Below are 20,125 nucleotides of genomic sequence, written 5' to 3'. Positions count from 1 at the left end.
CCGAACTCTGCTGGGGCAGGCGCCGGGGCGGTGCCGTCCGCGCCCCGGGCGTCACAACCCCGTCACATGACTCGTGCCTCGTACAACTTTTCGTACGCCAGGGAGTCATTCCTTTCGGGCGTGCAGGGGGCGCGCCCGCACACATGACTCAGAAAACGGGGAAAGCCTCATGCCTGGATCCCACATATCGCGCCGTGCGCGCGGCGCGATATCCGTCGTGCTCGCCGCGGGCGTGCTCGCACCGGTGGCGCTCGGCGCCGCGCCCGCCGCCGCGGCGACGCCGACGGTGAGCTGCACGTCCGGGAAGGCGGGGCTCGCCGCCAAGCTGTCGAAGGACATCACCGCCGCGCTCAAGGGCCGGAAGTCGACGACGGCCGTGGCGCTCTACGACCGCACGACCAGGACCAGCTGCTCCCTGCGGGCGACCAGCACGTACGACTCCGCCAGCGTCGTGAAGGCGACCGTGCTGGCGACGCTGCTCTGGGACAACAAGAAGCACAACCGCTATCTCACCCAGCGCGAGATCGACCTCGCCACCGCCATGATCACCAAGTCCGACAACAACGCGACCACCAGCCTGTGGAAGCAGCTCGGGGTGACCAAGGTCAAGGCGTTCCTCAAGGCCGCCGGGATGACGCACACGGTGCCCGGCTCCGGTGGCTACTGGGGGCTGACCCGGATCACCGCCCAGGACGAGCTGCGGCTGCTGACGCTGCTGACCGCCAAGAACTCCGTGCTGAGCGACAACGCGCGCTCCTACGAGCTGGGGCTGATGAAGAAGGTCGTCTCCTCGCAGCGCTGGGGCACGCCCGCCGGAGCCCCGTCCGGGGTGACCGTCCAGGTCAAGAACGGCTGGCTGCCGCGTGCCACCCACGGCTGGCGGGTGCACAGCATCGGCGCCTTCACCGGCAAGGGGCACGACTACGGGATCACCGTGCTCACGCAGGACAACAAGACGATGAACGACGGCATCAACACCATCCAGGCCGTCGCCCGCGCCGTGCACAAGGACCTCAACCCGGCCGTCGCCGCGAAGACGACCTCCACCATCGCCCCGCCCGCCGCCCCGCAGGAAGCGGTGCCCGCGGTACCGGAGGCCCCGGCGGTACGGATGCTCACCGCGACGCCGCGGTCGTAGCCCGGCCGCGGACGGCGTACGCAGGTCGTAGGCAGGACGTCGCACCGGCCTACGACCGGGGGCCCGTCTTTTGTGACAGCGGGATGAAATCCGCTGCCCACCGCGTTGGTGCCTTCCGGTAGAGCATGTCTGACGGGAGGCACCGGTGACGGACGCAGGGGACGTACAGAGCGTGACGCAGGCCCCGGGATGGGCCCGGCGGCTGTGCGGCTACGCATGGCGCTACCGGCGCAACGTGCTGCTGGCGCTCGGCTCCTCGCTCGCGGGCATGGCGGTGATGGCGCTCGTCCCGCTGATCACCAAGGTGATCATCGACGACGTCGTCGTCGGCCACACGCGGTCCCTCGCCGTCTGGACCGGGCTCCTCGTGGTCGCCGCCGCGCTGGTGTACGTGTCCACGTACATCCGCCGGTACTACGGCGGCCGGCTCGCCCTCGACGTGCAGCACGACCTCCGTACCGAGATGTACGGAACGATCACCCGCCTCGACGGGAAGCGGCAGGACGAGCTGTCCACCGGGCAGGTCGTCGGGCGCGCCACCAGCGACCTCCAGCTGATCCAGGGACTCCTGTTCATGCTCCCGATGACGATCGGGAACGTCCTGCTCTTCATCATCTCCCTGGTGATCATGGCGTGGCTCTCGCCGCTGCTCACCCTGGTCGCGATAGCCGTGGCCCCCGCCCTCTGGTTCATCGCCCGCCGCTCCCGCTCCCGGCTCTTCCCCGCCACCTGGTACGCCCAGGGGCAGGCCGCCGCCGTCGCCGGAGTCGTCGACGGGGCCGTCTCCGGGGTCCGGGTCGTCAAGGGGTTCGGGCAGGAGGAGCAGGAGACCGGCAAGCTGCGCGAGGTCGGGCGGAAGCTGTTCGCCGGGCGGCTGCGGACGATACGGCTGAACTCCCGCTACACCCCCGCCCTCCAGGCCGTCCCCGCGCTCGGCCAGGTCGCGATGCTGGCCCTCGGCGGCTGGCTCGCCACCCGGGGCGAGATCACCCTCGGTACGTTCGTGGCGTTCTCCACCTACCTCGCCCAGCTCGTCGGCCCGGTCCGGATGCTCGCCATGGTCCTCACCGTCGGACAGCAGGCCAGGGCCGGCGTCGAGCGCGTACTGGAACTCATCGACACCGAGCCGACCATGAAGGACGGCACCAGGGAACTCCCGGCCGACGCCCCCGCGAGCGTCGAGTTCGACGACGTACGGTTCGGCTATGACGAGGAGCGCCCCGTCCTCGACGGCTTCTCGCTGACCATCGAGCCCGGCGAGACCGTCGCCGTCGTCGGCGCCTCCGGCAGCGGGAAGTCCACCGTCTCGCTGCTGCTGCCCCGCTTCTACGACGTGACGCACGGCGCCGTCCTGGTAGGCGGCCACGACGTCCGCGAGCTGACCCACGCGTCCCTGCGCGCCGCCATCGGCCTCGTACCGGAGGACAGCTTCCTGTTCTCCGACACCGTCCGCGCCAACATCGCCTACGGCTTCCCCGACGCCACCCAGGAGCAGATCGAGGAGGCCGCCCGCGCCGCCCAGGCCGACCGGTTCATCGCGGACCTTCCCGAGGGCTACGACACCAAGGTCGGCGAGCACGGACTCACCCTCTCCGGAGGCCAGCGCCAGCGCGTCGCGCTCGCCCGCGCCATCCTCACCGACCCCCGGCTGCTCCTCCTCGACGACGCCACCTCCGCCGTCGACGCCCGCGTCGAGCACGAGATCCACGAGGCGCTGCGCCAGGTGATGGCCGGGCGGACCACCCTGCTGATCGCCCACCGCCGCTCCACCCTCGGCCTCGCCGACCGGATCGCCGTCCTGGAGAACGGCCGGCTCGCCGACATCGGCACCCACGAGGAGCTGGAGCGCCGCTCCCCGCTCTACCGGCGGCTGCTCACCGACCCCGACGAGCTGGGCGGCACCTCGCCCGGACACCACCGGCTCACGCCCGCAGCCGACACGACCCCCGAGGACGAGCGCGCGCTCCAGGAGGAGCTGGACGCCGAGTTCGACGCCGAGCGCGGCATCAGCCCCCACCTGTGGGTCCGCAAGGAGGAGCCGCGCGACACCGGCGCGGCAGGCATGCCCGCCACCCCCGAGCTGCTCGCCCAGGTCGAGGCGCTGCCGCCCGCCACCGACACCCCCGGCATCGACGAGGCACGGGCCGTCGGCGCCGAGGACTCCTACGGGCTGCGCAGGCTGCTGCGCGGCTTCGGGCTGCCGCTGCTGGTGAGCCTGGTACTGGTCGCGATCGACGCGGGCGCCGGTCTGCTGCTGCCGGTGCTGATCCGGCACGGCATCGACCAGGGCGTCTCGCAGCTGGCACTCGGTGCCGTCTGGGCGGCCTCCGCGCTGGCCCTCGTGGTCGTCCTCGTGCAGTGGGCCGCCCAGATCGGCGAGACCCGGATGACGGGCCGCACGGGTGAACGGGTGCTGTACTCACTGCGGCTGAAGATCTTCGCGCAGCTCCAGCGGCTCGGCCTGGACTACTACGAGCGCGAGCTGACCGGCCGGATCATGACCCGGATGACGACGGACGTGGACGCGCTGTCGACGTTCCTGCAGACCGGACTGGTCACGGCCTTCGTCTCCGTCGTCACCTTCTTCGGCATCATGGTCGCGCTGCTGGTCCTCGACGTGCAGCTGGCCCTCGTCGTCTTCGCGACGCTGCCGGTGCTGGTCGTCGGAACGTTCTTCTTCCGCCGCAAGAGCGTGAAGGCGTACGAGCTGGCCCGTGAACGCATCAGCGTGGTCAACGCCGACCTCCAGGAGTCCGTCTCCGGGCTGCGGATCGTGCAGGCCTTCCGCCGCGAGGCCGACGGCGCCGGCCGGTTCGCGGAGCGCAGCGACCACTACCGCGAGGCCCGGGTCCGCGGCCAGTGGCTGATCTCGGTCTACTTCCCGTTCGTGCAGCTGCTGTCCTCGGTGGCCGCGGCCGCCGTCCTGATCGTCGGCGCCGGCCGGGTCGACAACGGCACGCTCACCACCGGTGCGCTGGTCGCCTACCTCCTCTACATCGACCTGTTCTTCGCCCCGGTGCAGCAGCTCTCCCAGGTCTTCGACGGCTACCAGCAGGCCACCGTCTCCCTCGGCCGCATCCAGGAGCTGCTGCGCGAGCCGACCTCCACCGACGCCGCGGACGAACCGCTGGACGTGCTGTCGCTGCGCGGCGAGATCGCCTTCGAGGACGTGACCTTCGCGTACGGCTCCGGCGACGACGCCGAGGAGGCCCTCACCGGCGTCGACCTGCGGATACCGGCCGGCCAGACGGTCGCGTTCGTCGGCGAGACCGGCGCGGGGAAGTCCACCCTCGTCAAGCTCGTCGCCCGGTTCTACGACCCGACGGGCGGCCGGGTCACGGCGGACGGCACCGATCTGCGCCGCCTGGACCTCACCGCGTACCGGCACCGGCTCGGAGTCGTGCCGCAGGAGGCGTACCTCTTCGCGGGCACGGTCCGCGACGCCATCGCCTACGGGCGTCCCGAGGCCGGTGACGCCGAGGTGGAGGCGGCGGCGCGGGCGGTCGGCGCCCACGACATGATCGCCACCCTGGACGGCGGCTATCTGCACGAGGTCGCCGAGCGGGGCCGCAACCTCTCGGCCGGTCAGCGCCAGCTGATCGCGCTGGCCCGCGCCGAACTCGTCGATCCGGACATCCTGCTGCTCGACGAGGCGACCGCCTCCCTGGACCTGGCCTCCGAGGCCCTGGTCAACCAGGCGACCGACCGGCTCACCGGCCGCCGCACCACCCTGGTCGTCGCCCACCGGCTGACCACGGCCGCCCGCGCCGACCGGGTCGTGGTGATGGACCACGGCCGGGTCGTCGAGGACGGCACGCACGACGAACTCCTGGCCAGGGACGGCCACTACGCCGTGCTGTGGCGCACCTTCATCGGGGAGGACGAGCCCGCCGGGGTGTGAGCGGCGGGCCCGCCCGCCGGGTCACCGGCCGATTTCGGAGATCTTCCCGGTCCGCAGGTCCGAACGCACGGTCAGGTACGAGTACGTGGGGTGCTTGCCGCCGCTCCAGGTGAGCCGCACCGTCGACCAGGTGTGGCCGGCGGCGCTGTCGTCCGGGGTGACCCGGAAGGCGATCGGGGTGTTCTGGGCACGGAGCACCCCGTCCGCGTGGTTGCGCCGCTCCCAGGTGCTCAGTTCGGAGCGCAGACGAGGGGTCAGGTAGAAGGCCTTCAGGGCGGTGGCGAGCCGGGCGCCGTCCTCGGCGGAGACGGCGTCGATGTAGGCGCCGTAGAAGTGGGCGACCTGCTGGTGGGCGGAGACGCCGAGGTCATTGCGCGCCGACGCGGCCGCCGGGCTCCGCGGTTCCTGCGGGGTCGCCGCCGCGACCGCGGGAACCGTGGCGACGGCGGTGAGGAGAGCGGAGGCGAGCAGCGTCCGGCCGATGAGGCGTCGGCCGCGGGGGTCCTGTGCGTTGCGGAGTCGGAGCATGACAGTTCCTGCCTTTCGTGTGGCTCTGTCCAGTGGGAGTCATGCTGTGGCGGTTCGGTTGCGCCGGGTGCGGAGCGCGCCGGATGCAACCTCCGGATGGCCTCCTGCGTCGTACGCATGTATGCGTATGCGCCGAGCAAGGGTGTAAGCGTTCGACTGGTGATGGGGTTGCTGGTGATCAAAGGTCCGGAAAAACCCGGAAAGGTCGAATCGGCCGATTCGGGGGGTGGTGGAGGGGGAAACGGAAGCGGCCGCCGGATGCTGATGTGCTCGGTCGTCCTGCCGCTGGTGGCCGCCCTCGGCCTGGTGCTCGGCGGCCCCGCGGCCGGCCGGGCCGACGCCGCGACGGCCTGCGCCGGGCGCCCCGCGAAGACGGTCCCGTTCAAGACCGGCGAGCTGCGCGTCTACAAGAACCGTTCCTACGCCTGCGCGACAGCGGTCGCCAAGAAGCCGGGTTCGCGCCGGCCGATGTCCGTGACGATCCAGGCACGCGGCGGCAACCCCGTCGTCGACAGCGGCACATACACCCAGCAGGCCGGTCCGGTGACGGTCCACGCGCTCAACCGGTGCGTCAGGGCCTCGGCCAGCATCTCGGGGAAGTCGGGCTCCACGGGCTGGATTCTCTGCTGACCCACGGGCCCGGACACGCGGTTCTGCCGTGGCGGCCGGGTCTGGCGGCACAGGTGTCGTCCCGCTAGGTTCACGACGACTGTTGTGACTCCTGGGGAGGGCGTATGCGCAAGGCGTTCAGAGGGTTCCTGTCGCTCGCGGTGCTCATCGGCACAGTGGGCGCGACGGGCGCCTCGGCCGGGGCGGCCACCGCCGCGGACCCGGCCGCGTACCTGAGCACGGCCGCGGAGAGCGGCGCGAGCACGGACATCAAGGACCGCATCCTGGCCATCCCCGGGATGAGCCTCATCGAGGAGAAGCCCTACGCGGGCTACCGCTTCTTCGTCCTCAACTACACCCAGCCGGTCGATCACCGGCACCCGTCCAAGGGCACCTTCCAGCAGCGCATCACCCTGCTGCATAAGGACACGTCCCGCCCGACGGTCTTCTCCACCAGCGGATACAACGTCTCCACGAACCCCGGCCGCGCCGAGCCGACCCGGATCGTCGACGGCAACCAGGTCTCCCTGGAGTACCGCTACTTCACCCCCTCCCGCCCCGCGCCCGCCGACTGGTCCAAGCTCGACATCCGGCAGGCCGCGAGCGACCAGCACCGCGTCTTCACCGCGCTGAAGCGGATCTACACCGAGAACTGGCTGACCACCGGCGTCTCCAAGGGCGGCATGACGGCCACGTACTACGAGCGCTACTACCCCGAGGACATGGACGGCGTCGTCGCGTACGTCGCGCCCAACGACGTGGTCGACAAGGAGGATTCGGCCTACGACCGGTTCTTCGAGAACGTGGGCACCAAGGAGTGCCGCGACCGGGTGAACGCCGTCCAGCGCGAGGCACTGGTGCGCCGTGAGCCGCTGGAGAAGAAGTACCGGGAGTACGCGGCCGAGGGCGGCTACACCTTCGCCACCACCGGCTCGCTCGACAAGGCGTACGAGGCCGTCGTCATGGACTACGTCTGGGCGTTCTGGCAGTACAGCCTGGTCTCCGACTGCGAGGCGATCCCGGCCGACGCCGCCTCTGCCACCGACCAGGCGATCTGGGACTCCGTCGACTCGGTCTCCGGGTTCTCCACCTACACCGACCAGGGTCTGGAGCGGTACACCCCGTACTACTACCAGGCGGGCACCCAGCTCGGTTCGCCGAACATCCGCCAGCCGTGGCTCGGCGGACTCAGCCGGTACGGATACCAGCCGCCACGCACCTTCGTGCCGCGCTCCATCCCGATGAAGTTCCAGCCGTCGGTGATGCGCGACGTCGACACATGGGTGAAGCACCACGCCGACCGGATGCTGTACGTGTACGGGCAGAACGACCCGTGGGGCGCGGAGCGCTTCCGGCCCGGCGCGGGCTCCCGTGACAGCTACGTCATGACCGTGCCCGGCGGCAACCACGGGGCGAGCGTGGCCGGGCTCGCCGAGGAGAACAGGGCGAAGGCCACCGCGGCCATCCTGCGCTGGGCGGGCGTCGCCCCGGCCGCCGTGCGGGACGACCCGGCGAAGGCGAAGCCGCTCGCGAAGTTCGACGCACGGCTCGACGAGCGGGACGTGCGCGACGAGCGCGGGCCGCGCCCGTAGCCGTTCCGCACGCGGAGGGGCCGGGCGCCGCGCGCCCGGCCCCTCCGTGCTCGCTGTCTAGTACGTCAGCCCGTAGCCGACCGGGTGCAGCACCCGGGCCGGATCGTCCGCGCGCTGCACCGGGACCGGCAGGGTGCCCCGCGGCTCGGCGCGGCCCGCGATCACCCGGGCGGCGGCCCGCAGTTCGACATCGGTCCAGGAGTACGTGGCCAGGTTCGCCGCGAACCCGGTCCCGGCCAGCTGGGCGACGTCGTACGGATTGCGGATCGCCACCGTGATCACCGGGATGCCGGTGGCCGCCAGCGCGCTCACCAGGGTGCGCTGCGAGCTGGTCGCCGAGACGTTGTACGTCGCCACGACCACCGCGTCCTTGCCCTGCGCGGCCGCCACCGCCTCGTCGATCTTCGCCTTGGCGGGGGCGGTGCCGGTGGACAGCGCGGTCGCCACGTACCCGAGTTCGCCGAAGGCGGTGGCCAGCGTGGTGGTCGGCGGACCGGTGGTGCCGGACGGGGAGGCGGGATCGGCGCCGACCACGAGCAGCTTCCGGTGGGAGCGGCGGGAGAGCGGCAGCACCGCGCCGTCGTTGGCGAGCAGAGTGGTGGTGCGCTCGGCGATCCGGTCGGCGGCGGCGAGATGCGCCCGGGTGCCGACGGTGCGGTCCACCCCCGAGTGGCTGACGAACGGCTTGTCGAACAGCCCGAGCTTCGTCTTGAGCCGCAGGATGCGCAGGATCGATTCGTCAATCCGGCTCTCGCTGATCTCACCGCTCTTCACGGCCTCCAGGACGGCGTTCCAGGAGACCTCCAGGCTCGGCGGGTTGAGCAGCTGGTCGACGCCGGCCTTGAGGGCGAGGACCGGCACGCGGTCGTCGCCGTACTTCGTCCGCACCCCCTCCATGCCGAGCGAGTCGGTCACCACGACACCGTCGTAGCCGAGCTCCTCGCGCAGGATGCCGGTGAGGATCGGGTGGGACAGCGTCGCCGGGTCCCCGGCGGGATCCAGCGCCGGGACCACGATGTGCGCGGTCATGATCGAGTCGATGCCCGCGGCGATCGCGGCCCGGAACGGCGGCTCGTCCAGCTCGGCCCACTGCTCCCGGGTGTGGTTGATGACGGGCAGACCGGTGTGGCTGTCGGTGCTGGTGTCGCCGTGGCCCGGGAAGTGTTTGGCCGTCGAGGCGATGTTGCTGCTCTGATACCCCTTCACCTGCGCGGCGACCATGCCGGCCACGGACTGCGGGTCGGAGCCGAAGGAACGTACGCCGATCACCGGGTTGGCCGGGTTGACGTTGACGTCGGCGTCCGGGGCGTAGTTCTGGTTGATGCCGATCGCGGCCAGTTCGGCGCCCGCGATCTGTCCGGCCCGACGGGCGTCGGAGCGCGAACCGCCCGCGCCCAGCGCCATCGCGCCCGGCATCAGGGTGGCGGGCTCGCCGACCCGGCAGACGATGCCGTGCTCCTGGTCGGTGGAGACGAGGAGCGGCAGCGGGGTGGGACCGGCGAGACCGGCGCGCTGGATGCCGTTGGAGAGGTCGGCGATCTGGTGCGGGTCACGGGTGTTGTGCGCCCAGGCGAAGTAGATGATCCCGCCGACGTGGTACTTGGCGATCATCTCGGCGGCCGTGCGGACCCCGATCTCGGCCAGGTTGGCGTCGATGTCGGCCTGGTCGGGTTCGGTGGCGGAGTGCCCGTACACCCGCATCACGAAGAGCTGCCCGACCTTCTCCTCCAGGGTCATCCCGGAGATGATCCGCTTGAGGCGCTTGGTGGAGGCGGCTGAGTTCTGCTGTCCGCCGCTGTGTCCGCTGCTCGCGGACCGCTGGGCGGCGACCGCGCCGGGCGCGAGGCCCGCGCCCGTGACGGCGGCGACTGCCGTCGCGGCGGTGGCGGTGAGGAGGGTGCGTCTGGAGGTGCGGTGGTGCACGTGAGCTCCTTCGGCCGTACTCGGGGACGAGGGGTGGTGAAAGAAACTTCCAAGGAGCACGGATATCCAGAAAATAACTTCCGGTCAAGGGTCCGGACCGTTTTGAGCACGTCCGGCGCGGCAGAGACCGTCCCGGAGCCGGCCCCGGCCCGCCTCAGTCCTGCCCCAGCCCCACCGCGGCGCCGTGCGCCCGCAGCGCGGAGACCGCCGCCGTGATCGCGGGCCGCCGGGCCGCCTCCGTGCGCCACAGCGCGTACAGCCGCCGCACCGGCACGGGATCGAGCGGCACCGCCACCACTCCCGACGGCAGCTGCCCCCGCCCCAGGCGCGGGATCAGCGCGACCCCCAGGCCGGCGGCCAGCAGCGCCAGCTGGGTGTGGTTCTCCTCCGCCTGGTGGCGGATGTCCGGCTCGTGGCCCGCCGCCCGCAACGTCCGTACGAGCCAGTCGTGGCAGACCGTCCCCGGCGGCTGGCAGATCCACCGCTCGCCCGCCAGCTCCTCGCGCCGCACCGCCTCCCGCCCGGCCAGGCCGTGCCCCTCGGGCACCAGCAGATCGCAGTGGTCGTCACCGATCACCGCCTGCGCCACACCCTCGGGGGCGGGCAGCGGGGCGATGTCCCAGTCGTGCGCGACCGCCAGATCGATCACGCCCTTGGCCACCAGGTCGACCGAGAGATGGGGATCGACCTCGGTCATCCGGACGTCCAGGGCCGGGTGGTCCCGGTCCAGCTCCGCCAGCACCCCGGGCAGCAGCCCGCGCGCCGCGGAGGCGAACGCGCCGATCGACAGCCGCCCGGTCGGCAGCCCCCTGCGCTCCTCCAGCGAGGTCTCGGCACGCTCCACGATCGCCAGCAACTGCTGCGCCGCCGCCGCCAGATGGAGCGCCTCCTCGGTCAGCGCGACCCCGCGCCCGCGCCGTTCGAGCAGCGTCGTACGGGTCTCCCGCTCCAGCTTGGTGATCTGCTGCGAGACCGCCGACGGGGTGTAGCCGAGCGCGGCGGCGGCCCCCGCGACGGAGCCGTGGACGAAGACGGCGTGCAGGGCGCGCAGCCGGGCCAGATCGAGCACCGGACCTCCTGTGCCATTCATGGTGATTCATCAGCAACGCTCAATTCCACCATGAAGAAATCCGCGCTGGTGCTACATGGTCGGCCCGGGTGATCCTCGGTCCATGCGTCCCCTCCACATCGCCCTGGCCGCCCTGGTGGCCGCCGTCTGGGGTGTCAATTTCGTCGTCATCGAGCTGGGCCTCGGGCACTTCCCGCCGCTGCTCTTCTCCGCCCTGCGCTTCCTGGTCGCCGCACTGCCCGCGGTGTTCCTCGTCGGCCGGCCCAAGGTCGCGTGGAAGTGGATCGTGGGCGTCGGACTGGTCCTCGGGGTGGCGAAGTTCGGCCTGCTCTTCATCGGCATGGACCGCGGCATGCCCGCCGGCCTCTCGTCCCTCGTGCTCCAGGTCCAGGCGGTCTTCACGGCCCTCTTCGCCGCCGTCGCCCTCGGTGAACGCCCGGGAAAGGTGAGGGCGCTGGGGATGGGGGTGGCCCTCGCGGGCATCGGGGTCGCGGCGGTCGACGAGGGCTCGGGCGGCCCTGTGCTCGCCTTCGTCCTGGTGATCGCGGCGGCGGCCTGCTGGGGCGTGTCCAACGTACTGACCCGCAAGGCCGCCCCGCCCGACTCGCTCAACTTCATGGTGTGGGTCTCGACCGTGCCCGTCCTCCCGCTGCTCGGCCTCTCTCTCCTCTTCGAGGGCTGGGACCGCGACAAGGAGGCGCTGGCCGCGCTGGACTGGAGCGGCGCCGGGATCATCGTCTACGTCGCCTGGATCACCACCGTCTTCGGTTTCGGCGCCTGGGGCTTCCTGCTGCGCCACCACCCGGCCTCCTCGGTGGCCCCGTTCACCCTGCTCGTCCCGGTCTTCGGGATGTCCTCGGCCGCGCTGCTGCTGGGCGAGTCGGTGAGCCCGCTGCGGTGGTGCGCGGCAGCGCTGCTGGTCGGCGGGGTGGCCCTCACCTCACTGGCGGGGACGCGCCGCCCGCCCACCCCGGCACCGAGGACGCCGGAGCCGGAGGTGGCACGGGCCGCCTGAATCAGCCGCGTGCCGCCTACTGCTTGGGCGCGCCCAGCCGCAACAGGTGCTCCCGCCCGGCGTCCAGCAGCCCGGGCAGCTCCGCCGCCCCCGGGTGCCAGCGCTTCTCGTACTCCCAGCAGACCCAGCTGTCCGGGTCCAGCGTGTCCAGGCAGGCCCCCAGCGGCAGCACCCCGGCCCCCAGCGCCAACGGCTCCGTGTCCTCCGCCGACGCGATGTCCTTCACCTGTACGTAGCCCAGGTGCGGGGCCAGCACCGCATGGCTCGCGGCCGGCTCCTCGCCCGCCAGCCAGGTGTGCATGATGTCCCACAGCGCGCCGATCTGCCCGTGCCCGACCGTCCCGACGACCCGGGCCACATCGACACCGGCCCGGTGCGAGTCATGGGTCTCCAGCAGGATGCGTACGCCCTGGTCGGTGGCGTGCTCGGCGGCGGCGGCCAGCCGCCGGGCGGCGGTCGCGTCGGCCACGGCGGGGTCCTGGCCGCCGCCGCCCGGGAAGACCCGGACGTTCTGCGCGCCCAGGTCGTGCGCCAGGTCCACCAGCCCGGCCAGCTCCTCCAGCACGGGCGCGTCCTCGCCCTCGGCGGCGGCCCGGACATACCCGGCGACGGTCAGGATCTCGACGCCGCCCTTCCCGAACTCCTCGACGACAGCGGCCCGTTCGGCCGAGTCCAGGCCCGGATGCACCGGCTCCTCGGGGTGGGCGCGCAGCTCCACCCCCTGGTAGCCGTGTCCGGCTGCGAGCCGGACGACATCGGCGACCGGCATGCCGGGGACTCCGAGGGTCGAGAAAGCGAGCTTCACGTGCGTGGTCCTTCCGTCGTCGTCCTGCCGCCCTTCCGGCCCGGCCTCAGCAGGGCTCCCGGAGCAGCTGCTCCAGACTATCCAGCAGCCTCAACGCGTCCGCCCGCTGCCGGGGCCCCAGCCGCCCGCCCGGCTCCGGACCACCCGCGCCGGAGGGGGCGTACTCCGCCATCCGCAACGCCGCGGCGGCCTGCCGGGCGAACATGGCGAGCAGGTCCAGTTCCCGGATGTCCGTGCGGGCGCGGGGCGACGGGTCGAGCACCTCCAGCACACCGAGCACCCGGCCGTCGCTGATCAGCGGGGCCGCCATCAGGGCACTGGGCACGAACTCGGTGGACTCGGCGAGCGCACGGTCGAACGAGGTGTCCGTGGTGAGGTCGTCCACCACCATCGGTTCGCCGGACGTCGCCACCCAGCCCGCGATCCCGCGGCCGGCCGGGAACCGGCGGCCCACCAGGAACTCCTCGCCCCGGCCGGAGACCGCCTGGAAGACCAGCTCGTCCGCCTCCTCGTCCAGCAGGAAGACCGAGCTGGCCGCCGCGCCGAAGATCGCACGGGCCACGTCGACGACGGACTGGAGGAGCTCGCGCCGGTGCGGATCCGCCGACGGCACCGTGCCCGCGGCGGACACTGATTCAGTTCTCGGAGTCATCACAGACCTCTCCTGCCGGGGTGGGAAGCCGCGGACCGAACCGCACGTTGGCCGCGGAGAGATAGAGGGCGTTCTTGAGCTGGAAGGCCGTCATCCTCGGATGGGCCGAGAGCAGCCGCGCGCACAGCCCGCTGATGTACGGGGTGGCGAAGCTGTTCCCGGTGGTACGGATCGAGGTGCCGCCCAGCCAGGGCACCGTCACGTTCTGGCCGGGGGCGAAGAACTCCACCGGCGGGTCGGGGTTGTAGAGGTGCAGCTCCGGGTCCTCCTCCTGGTGGCTGCCCACGGAGATCACCGAGGCGAACCGCCACGGATAGCTCTCCACCGGGGAGTTGTGCGCCGAGGCGACGACGACCGTGCGGTTGAAGTAGGCGTGGTCGGCCAGCGCGTGCAGCTCCTCGGCGAACCGTGCGCGGGTGGTGGACAACGACAGGTTCACCACGTCGAACCCCTGCTCCACCGCCCAGCGCAGCCCGGCCAGCAGCACGTCCCCGGTGCCGGAGAACCGCTCGCCCAGCACCCGCACGCTGTGCAGTTCGCACTCCGGGGCGGTCCGCCGGATGATGCCCGCGCAGGCGGTGCCGTGTCCGCAGGAGTCCCCGGTGCCGGTCGGCCGCACCTCGGTCCCGCCCGTCTCCGGGTCTTTGACCACCACCCATGACCCCGCGACCGGGCCGACGCCCGGATGGTCGCGCTCGACGCCCGAGTCCACCACGCAGACCCGCACGCCCCGCCCGGTGCCCGGTACGGTCCCGGCACCGTGCCCGGGGCCCGGGTCCGCGAGGACCGTCACGTCGTCGGGTCCGCGTCCGCGCAGACTCCAGGTCAGTCCCGGCCCCGGTGCCGTGTCCGTGATCGTCATCCCTCAGCTCATCTCCGTCGTGGCCGCCGCCGCTCCCGCGGCGAGCCGCGCGGCCCACCGCTCGCCCGGCAGATGTCCCTTCTCCGCGAACCCTTCCCGGGCCTCCCGCGCCGCCGCCGCCGCGCCCGCCGCGTCGCCCAGCAGCGCCAGCGTCCGTGCCCGGTCCAGCGACGCGGTGGCCCGCACCAGCGGGGAGTCGGTCAGCAGGGAGTCCCGCACGGCGCGGTCCGCGTGGCGCAGGGCCCCCTCCGCGTCCCCGGCCCCCGCCGCCAGCCGGGCCCGCAGTCCCGCCAGGTCCACCCGGTCCGCGTGCGGCAGCGAGCGCGACGCGCCGACCCCTTCGAGCCACGGACCGGCGCCGTCCGGCCGGCCGTCGTCGAGCAGCAGCCGCGCCGCCTCCAGCGCGATGGCCGGTCGCATGGACCGGGCCCCGCCGCGCTCCGCCGCACGGTCCGCCCCGACGAGCAGCTCCAGGGCCGGTCCGGTGCGCCCGAGCAGCGCCTCGACCGTCGCCCGGAACACCGGCAGGAAGACCTCCGCCTCCGCGTACCCCAGCTCGTCGGCCAGCCGTTCCGCCTCGGCCAGGCACTCCCCGGCCCGGTCCGCCCGGCCGTGCAGCGCGTGGAGCACGGCCAGCGGACAGTTCAGCGTGGTCCGTACGGCGGGGCGGCCGGCGCCGTGCGCGGCGAGCAGGTCACGGCAGCGGGTCACCGCGACCGGCACCGGCTCCGGGCCGCGCCACAGCGAGATCCCGATGGCCCCGAGCGCCGCCGCCCGCTCCGGCTCGGCCTCGGCCCGCACCGCGTGGTCCAGGGCCAGGGTCAGGTCGCGGTCGGCCTCCTCGTGCCGGCCGGCCAGTTGCAGGCGCTGTGCGAGCCGCAGCCGGGCCCGCGCCTGCCCGACCCAGTCCCCGGCGGACTCGAAGAGCGGCAGCACCGACCGGGCCGTGGCCGACACGCTCACCGAGGCCGGGTCCAGCACCGCCAGCGCGAGCCGGGCGTGCGCGGCCTCCACCGGCGCGGTCCCGATGGCCAGCACCTGCCGCAGCAGCCGCTCCCCCTCCTCGGAACGGCCGAGTGCGAGGCGCACCTCGCCGAGCCGCCGCAGCACCGGCGCCGCGGCCGGATCACCGGCCGGGTGCAGATCCGCGGCACGCTCCAACAGGCCCTGGGCCCAGTGCAGATCGGAACGGGCCAGGGCCTGCGCACCGGCCGCGCCGAGCGCGGCGGCGGCCCGGACCCGCAGCGCGGCGGCCCGGTCGTCGGCCAGGCCGAGCTCGGTGCGGTACCGGTACGCCCGCTCCAGGTGCCCGCCGACCGCCGCCTCGCCCGCCGCCGTCACGCTGGGCAGCTCGGAGGCCCAGGCGTGCCGCTCGGCCTTGGCCCGCTTCGACAGGGAGGCGTACGCCACCTCCTGGACCAGACCGCTGCTGAACCGGTGCCGTCCGGCGCCCGGTTCGCCGCCGGGCGCGGTCTCGACCAGCCGGCGCCCGCACAGCCGGGCCAGCGCGCCGGCGACCCGGCCGCGGTCGTCGTCCGGTGCGGACGCGTCGGAGCGGGCGGCCGGGGCGGTGCGGGCCGCGCCCTCCGTCTCGCGTGCCGCCCGGGTCAGCCGGACGAGTTCCGGTGCGGTGAAGTCCCGGCCGACGACCGCGGCCAGGTCCAGGGTGGTGCGTTCGGCCCGCTCCAGCGCGCCGATCCGGGCACCGAGCAGCGCTTGGAGGGTCGGCGGCAGCGCCGCGCCCCGCGCGGGGCGCGCACCCTGCGGCGCCGGGCCCGTGGGGACGAGGAGCTGCTCCAGGTAGAGCGGGTTGCCCTCGGCCCGGTCGTACAGATCACGGTCGTACGCGTCGGGCGCGGCCGGGGCGGTGCCGTCCGGGGCGGTGCCCGTGCCGGGCCGGGTCAGTTCGCGGGCCAGCAGGGCTGCCTCCGCGCGCGGCAGTCCGGTGAGCGGCAGGATCTGCGCCCCACCCCCGGCCGGGGGCCCGTCCGGGCGGCCCGGACACACGATGAGTCCGCCCGCCCGGCCGAGCGGCCCGGCCAGCCGGTTCACCGCCCGCACCAGCAGCGGCTCGGCCCAGTGCCAGTCGTCGAGGACCAGCAGGACCGGCCGCCGCCCCGCGGTCCGGGACAGCACCGTGATCAGCGCGGCGCACATGTCCTCGAACGGGGCGTTGGGCGTGCCGTCGTGCAGCAGACCGCCGCGCAGCAGCGCCCGCGCGTCCGCCACGGATGCCCCGTCCCGCCCGGACACCCCGTCCAGTGCCTCCCGGGCGACGGGCGAGCCGAGCACCTCCCGTACCGCGTCGGCCAGCGGCGCCAGGGTGCCGTGGTCGCCGTAGCTGCGGCAGCGCCCGGTGCCGACGACCGGCCGCCCGGGTCCGCCGAGTCCGGTCAGCCACTCGCGCGCCAGCCGGGTCTTGCCGGTCCCCGCGTCACCGACGAGGCGGACCAGCCCCGGGCCCGCCCCGCGCACGGTGCCCTCCAACGCCTCGTCCAGCGCCGCCAGTTCCGCGGCGCGGCCGATGAACGGCACGTCGAAACGGCGCAGCAGTTCCGGGTCGTCGGCGCCGAGCGCGATCAGACGGTACGCGTGCACGCTGTCGGTCTTGCCCTTGAGCCGCAGCGGGCCCGTCCCCTGCACGACCACGGTCGGGCCGGCGGCCTCCAGGGTCTGCGGGCCGATCAGGATCTCGCCGGCCGCCGCGTTCTGCTCCAGCCGGGCCGCCACGTTCACCGTCTCGCCCGAGATCAGGGCCTGCCGGGTGCTGGCGTCGGAACTCGCCACCACCTGACCGGTGTTGACGCCGATCCGGATGTCGAGCCGGATGCCCAGGGTGGCTTCGAGTTCGGTGTTCAGCTCCGCCAGCGCCTCGCGCATCCCGAGCGCCGCGGCGAGCGCCCGCCGCGCGTCGTCCTCACGCATCACCGGCACCCCGAACACCGCCATCACGGCATCGCCGATGAACTTCTCCGGGGTACCGCCGTGCGCCTCGATCCGCTCGCTCATCACCGCGAAGTAGCGCAGTGTCACGGTGCGCAGGGTCTCCGGGTCCAGCAGCCCGGACAGCGCCGTGGAGCCCACCAGATCGCAGAAGACCGCGGTGACCAGCTTGCGTTCGTCCTCCGGCGCCGCGGCGACGGGGGACGGGCACGGGGTGCCGCAGGACGGGCAGAACCGTGCGGCGGCGGGCAGTTCGTGCCGGCACGAGGTGCAGTTCATCAGGGCTTCCTCTCTGCTTGGCCCGGCCGGAGCGGCGGGCCGGGTCACGGGAACCGGCCCGCCGCGCGGTGGCGGGTCCCGACGGGGCGGGACCCGGGCGGCACCCGGGGCGGTCGTCCTCAGAAGAGGGCGCCGCCCGCGATCTCGCCGTGCGCCTGCACCTCGGGCCCCACGGCGTCGAGCCGGCTCTTGATGTCGAGCAGCACGGTCAGTTCCTCCGGTGCGAGGTCGTCGAGCACCTGGCGCTGTTCGTCGGTGAGCAGATCGACGGCGAAGCCGGCGCCGTACAGCACGGCGAGCCGGTCCGGTGGTTCGGTCATGTCGGGCCTTCCCTCGGGACGGGCCGCCCGGCTCCCCGCACCGGCGGCGCCGGTCCGGTGCGCCCGAGCCGGACGAACAACTGGGTGAGCGCGTCCGTGGTGTGCAGGGCGCTGACGGCGACGGCCGTCTCCTGGGCCCGCGACAGCGGCAACCGGTCGAGCAGCGCGTACAGTTCGCCGGCGTGGCCGTCGTCGAGCCGCGCGTGCTCGTGCACGGTGCGGAAGGCGGGGGCGGGCAGTCCGGTCGCGCGGGCCAGCCGGGGCGCGAGTCCGGCGGCCGGGGCGTGTCCCTCCAGCACCGCGATGTAGCCGAGCAGCGCCACCGGGTGGTGGTGCTCGATCCAGTAGTACTGGGCCCCCGCCAGGGAGGCGACGAGCGGGGAGGGGACCGGGTCCAGCGCGGCCCGGGGCCCGCTGCCCGCCGCCGTCAGGTCCTCCAGCAGCCAGGTGTCGTGCTCCGCCTCCTCCCGGATGTGCTCGGCCAGGTAGGCGGCCAGCGGCGCCCCCAGCGGATCACCGCGACGGGCCAGCAGCCCGGCCCGTTCGGCGGCACGTTCCATCAGCGGTACGGAGGCCCGGATGACCGTGTGCATCGCGCACAGGTACGCCCGATAGCGGGGCAGCAGCCCCTCGGGCCGCCACAGCGTGGCCGTCGAGGCGCGCAACGCCGGTTCGGCGAAGGCGAGTTTGACCCGCAGCCGCTCGGAGGCCGGCAGCCCGCGCCCGCCGCCGCGCGCCCCCGGGCCGCGCACGGCGGCGTCCAGGGCGGGCCGTCCGGCGGCCGGTGCCGGGCGCGGCGCCCCGGTCGCTTCCCCGGTACGTCCCGGTGCCCCCGCCGTCGGGTTCACGACCCGGCGTCCCGTGTCGCCGGACGCGGGTTCCGCCCGTCGCCCGGGGCCGCCACCAGACCGGCGTACGCGGCGCAGCCGTGACGCCGTACCAGCGCCACGGGACCCTGCTCGTGCTGCCGGCGGGCGGCGGTCAGATCGAGGAGCGCGCCGGCGGCGCCCGAGGCCAGCGCGTCGGCCGCCGCGACCACCTCCGGCAGCGCGCCCAGCCGTCGGCAGTCCCCGCAGTAGGACCCGGCCGGTGTGCCGGGTGACCAGCGCTGCCGCAGATGGGCCGGGCCGACCGTGCGGACGAGACGCAGCAGCGGCGAACCGAGCGTCCGCGCCCGTACCGCGGACCAGTCGTCCACCGCGACATGGCCGAGCCGCAGATGGGGCGGTACGGGGCGGCGGTCCACGGTGTCCTGGTTGCAGCAGGCCACGACCGTGCCGTCGAAGGCGACCACCGGCCAGGCGGCCATCGCGCACGGCAGCGCGCCCCCGCCGTCCGGCACGGTCCGGGCCGGGCGCGCCCAGGACGCCGCCCGGCCGAACGGCCGCACCTCGTTGACCAGGGACGGCACCGTGCCGTCGAAGGTCCGGCCGATGTCCGCGGTGACGTCCGCGAGATAGCCGTCGTCCTCCCCGGTCCCGGTGAGATGGAAGCTGACCGCCACCCCCAGCTCGCGGATCTCGCGCACCGCGCGGAACACCGCGGCCCGGGGCACCTCCCGCTCGTGCGGCAGGTCGAGGCTGGCGGAGAAGTGGTCGAGCCCGCGCACCGCCCGCCGCACCGGGTCCGGGAGTCCGCCGGACCGGGCGAAGAACATGCCGCTGAGCAGCGCGGTCCGGGTTCCGGCGGCCCGCGCGGAGCGGGCGAGCGAGGCCACCAGGCCCGGCCGGAGCAGGGGTTCGCCCCCGGTCAGCATCATCACCTCGGGCCGGTCGGCGGCGGTGAACGAGGAGACGAACCGCTCCAGCGCGTCCGACTCCGGCTCCTCCCGCACCTGTGGTCCGGAGTCGGTGGAGCAGTGGGTGCAGCGCAGCGGACAGCGGCGGGTGAGGGTGACCAGCACTCCACCGGCCGGGACCGGCCGCAGTCCGATGAGTTCGGCGAGTTCCATCCGGCCGTCTCCTTCGGGCGTAGGGGCGCGGCGCGCGGCCGCGTGCGCGGACACAGCGTCCCGCCGGGCGGTTCGCCGGCGGTCCGGATCCGGTTCGGGGCCGGTATGGCCGCAGGCCGGACGGCGGCCGCCGGCCCGCTCCCGGCCCCGGCGGCCGCCGGCCCGCTCCCGTCCATCCCCGGTGAACTGCCGCGATACCGCCGCCATACCGCCGTCGAGCCGTTCGCCAGGCCGGGGCTCCTAGTTTTCTGGTCAGCGGCAGGCACCCGCCGGCCGCTACCGGAAGGACCGGGGCACGCCCCGGAACGACCGGGACCGCAGAGTCATACGAGTGGATGGAGACCACCATGGCCGAGAACACCAAGCCCGCCGGCGACGACAACGAGACCCCCGAGGTCGAGGCGCACAGCTCCGTTCTGGACCTGCAGGAGACCGCGGGCTTCCACGAGCGCGAGGTCGACGGCAGCTGCGTCAGCACCGTGAGCCTCATCCTGTCGGAGCAGTAAGGGCTGATGACCGGGCCGCGGCGCCACCCGGG

Annotated in this window: 16 protein-coding genes; 6 read left to right on the top strand and 10 right to left on the bottom strand. The window is 73.7% G+C overall.

Annotation, left to right across the window (positions count from 1 at the left end):
* Positions 1-169: 169 nt before the first annotated feature.
* Positions 170-1,138 (top strand): serine hydrolase, encoded by a 969-nt coding sequence (locus ACWCPY_RS36340; protein ID WP_451272373.1) that lies wholly within the window; start codon positions 170-172, stop codon positions 1,136-1,138.
* Between the two features lie 145 nt (positions 1,139-1,283).
* The gene (locus ACWCPY_RS36335) at positions 1,284-5,039 is read left to right on the top strand and encodes an ABC transporter ATP-binding protein (protein ID WP_451272371.1); all 3,756 of its coding nucleotides are present in this window, start codon (positions 1,284-1,286) and stop codon (positions 5,037-5,039) included.
* A gap of 21 nt (positions 5,040-5,060) precedes the next feature.
* Here ACWCPY_RS36335 and ACWCPY_RS36330 read toward each other — a convergent pair whose 3' ends face one another.
* On the bottom strand, positions 5,061-5,567 hold the full coding sequence (locus tag ACWCPY_RS36330) for a hypothetical protein (RefSeq protein WP_451272369.1): 507 nt from the start codon (positions 5,565-5,567) through the stop codon (positions 5,061-5,063).
* A 258-nt stretch (positions 5,568-5,825) separates the two neighbouring features.
* Here ACWCPY_RS36330 and ACWCPY_RS36325 point away from each other — a divergent pair, with 258 nt between their 5' ends.
* Both ACWCPY_RS36325 and ACWCPY_RS36320 read left to right on the top strand, forming a co-directional pair.
* Positions 5,826-6,197: a hypothetical protein gene (locus ACWCPY_RS36325; protein WP_451272367.1), complete on the top strand. Its 372-nt coding sequence runs from the start codon at positions 5,826-5,828 to the stop codon at positions 6,195-6,197.
* 104 nt (positions 6,198-6,301) lie between these two features.
* A complete protein-coding gene (locus tag ACWCPY_RS36320) occupies positions 6,302-7,768 on the top strand; it encodes a S28 family serine protease (protein WP_451272365.1) in 1,467 nt (488 codons plus the stop codon).
* A 57-nt stretch (positions 7,769-7,825) separates the two neighbouring features.
* Here ACWCPY_RS36320 and ACWCPY_RS36315 read toward each other — a convergent pair whose 3' ends face one another.
* Together ACWCPY_RS36315 and ACWCPY_RS36310 are read right to left on the bottom strand one after the other, a co-directional pair.
* Positions 7,826-9,691 carry a glycoside hydrolase family 3 protein gene (locus tag ACWCPY_RS36315; RefSeq protein WP_451272363.1) on the bottom strand — a complete coding sequence of 622 codons (1,866 nt, stop codon included), beginning with the start codon at positions 9,689-9,691 and terminating at the stop codon, positions 7,826-7,828.
* Between the two features lie 154 nt (positions 9,692-9,845).
* The gene (locus ACWCPY_RS36310; protein WP_451272381.1) at positions 9,846-10,760 is read right to left on the bottom strand and encodes a LysR family transcriptional regulator; all 915 of its coding nucleotides are present in this window, start codon (positions 10,758-10,760) and stop codon (positions 9,846-9,848) included.
* Between the two features lie 103 nt (positions 10,761-10,863).
* On the opposite strand from ACWCPY_RS36310, the gene ACWCPY_RS36305 reads away from it, so the two are divergent.
* A complete protein-coding gene (locus ACWCPY_RS36305) occupies positions 10,864-11,775 on the top strand; it encodes an EamA family transporter (RefSeq protein WP_451272361.1) in 912 nt (303 codons plus the stop codon).
* A 16-nt stretch (positions 11,776-11,791) separates the two neighbouring features.
* Here the strand turns inward: ACWCPY_RS36305 and ACWCPY_RS36300 are convergent, their stop codons facing one another.
* From ACWCPY_RS36300 to ACWCPY_RS36270, 7 genes are all read right to left on the bottom strand, one after another.
* The gene (locus tag ACWCPY_RS36300) at positions 11,792-12,580 is read right to left on the bottom strand and encodes a sugar phosphate isomerase/epimerase family protein (protein WP_451272359.1); all 789 of its coding nucleotides are present in this window, start codon (positions 12,578-12,580) and stop codon (positions 11,792-11,794) included.
* Positions 12,581-12,626: 46 nt separating this feature from the next.
* Positions 12,627-13,232: a GAF domain-containing protein gene (locus ACWCPY_RS36295; RefSeq protein ID WP_451272357.1), complete on the bottom strand. Its 606-nt coding sequence runs from the start codon at positions 13,230-13,232 to the stop codon at positions 12,627-12,629.
* A complete protein-coding gene (locus ACWCPY_RS36290; protein ID WP_451272355.1) occupies positions 13,216-14,094 on the bottom strand; it encodes a S8 family peptidase in 879 nt (292 codons plus the stop codon). Before ACWCPY_RS36290 ends, ACWCPY_RS36295 begins: the two co-directional genes overlap by 17 nt.
* A 3-nt stretch (positions 14,095-14,097) precedes the next feature.
* Complete coding sequence (locus ACWCPY_RS36285) at positions 14,098-17,316, bottom strand: adenylate/guanylate cyclase domain-containing protein (RefSeq protein ID WP_451272353.1); 3,219 nt, start codon at positions 17,314-17,316, stop codon at positions 14,098-14,100.
* 119 nt (positions 17,317-17,435) lie between these two features.
* Positions 17,436-17,636, bottom strand: a complete 201-nt coding sequence (locus ACWCPY_RS36280) for an aroma-sacti cluster domain-containing protein (protein ID WP_376629841.1) — start codon at positions 17,634-17,636, stop codon at positions 17,436-17,438.
* Positions 17,633-18,352 (bottom strand): iron-containing redox enzyme family protein, encoded by a 720-nt coding sequence (locus ACWCPY_RS36275; RefSeq protein WP_451272379.1) that lies wholly within the window; start codon positions 18,350-18,352, stop codon positions 17,633-17,635. Before ACWCPY_RS36275 ends, ACWCPY_RS36280 begins: the two co-directional genes overlap by 4 nt.
* 128 nt (positions 18,353-18,480) lie before the next feature.
* Entirely contained in the window at positions 18,481-19,587 is a 1,107-nt protein-coding gene (locus ACWCPY_RS36270; protein ID WP_451272351.1) for a radical SAM protein, read from the bottom strand.
* Between the two features lie 347 nt (positions 19,588-19,934).
* Between ACWCPY_RS36270 and ACWCPY_RS36265 the strand changes: the two genes are divergently transcribed.
* A complete protein-coding gene (locus ACWCPY_RS36265) occupies positions 19,935-20,093 on the top strand; it encodes a hypothetical protein (protein ID WP_451272349.1) in 159 nt (52 codons plus the stop codon).
* Positions 20,094-20,125: the final 32 nt, after the last annotated feature.

It is taken from the genome of Streptomyces sp. NPDC002403 (genome assembly GCF_053593015.1).
The sequence above is the reverse complement of the archived record's forward strand: the minus strand, read 5'-3'. Positions and strand labels throughout refer to the sequence as shown.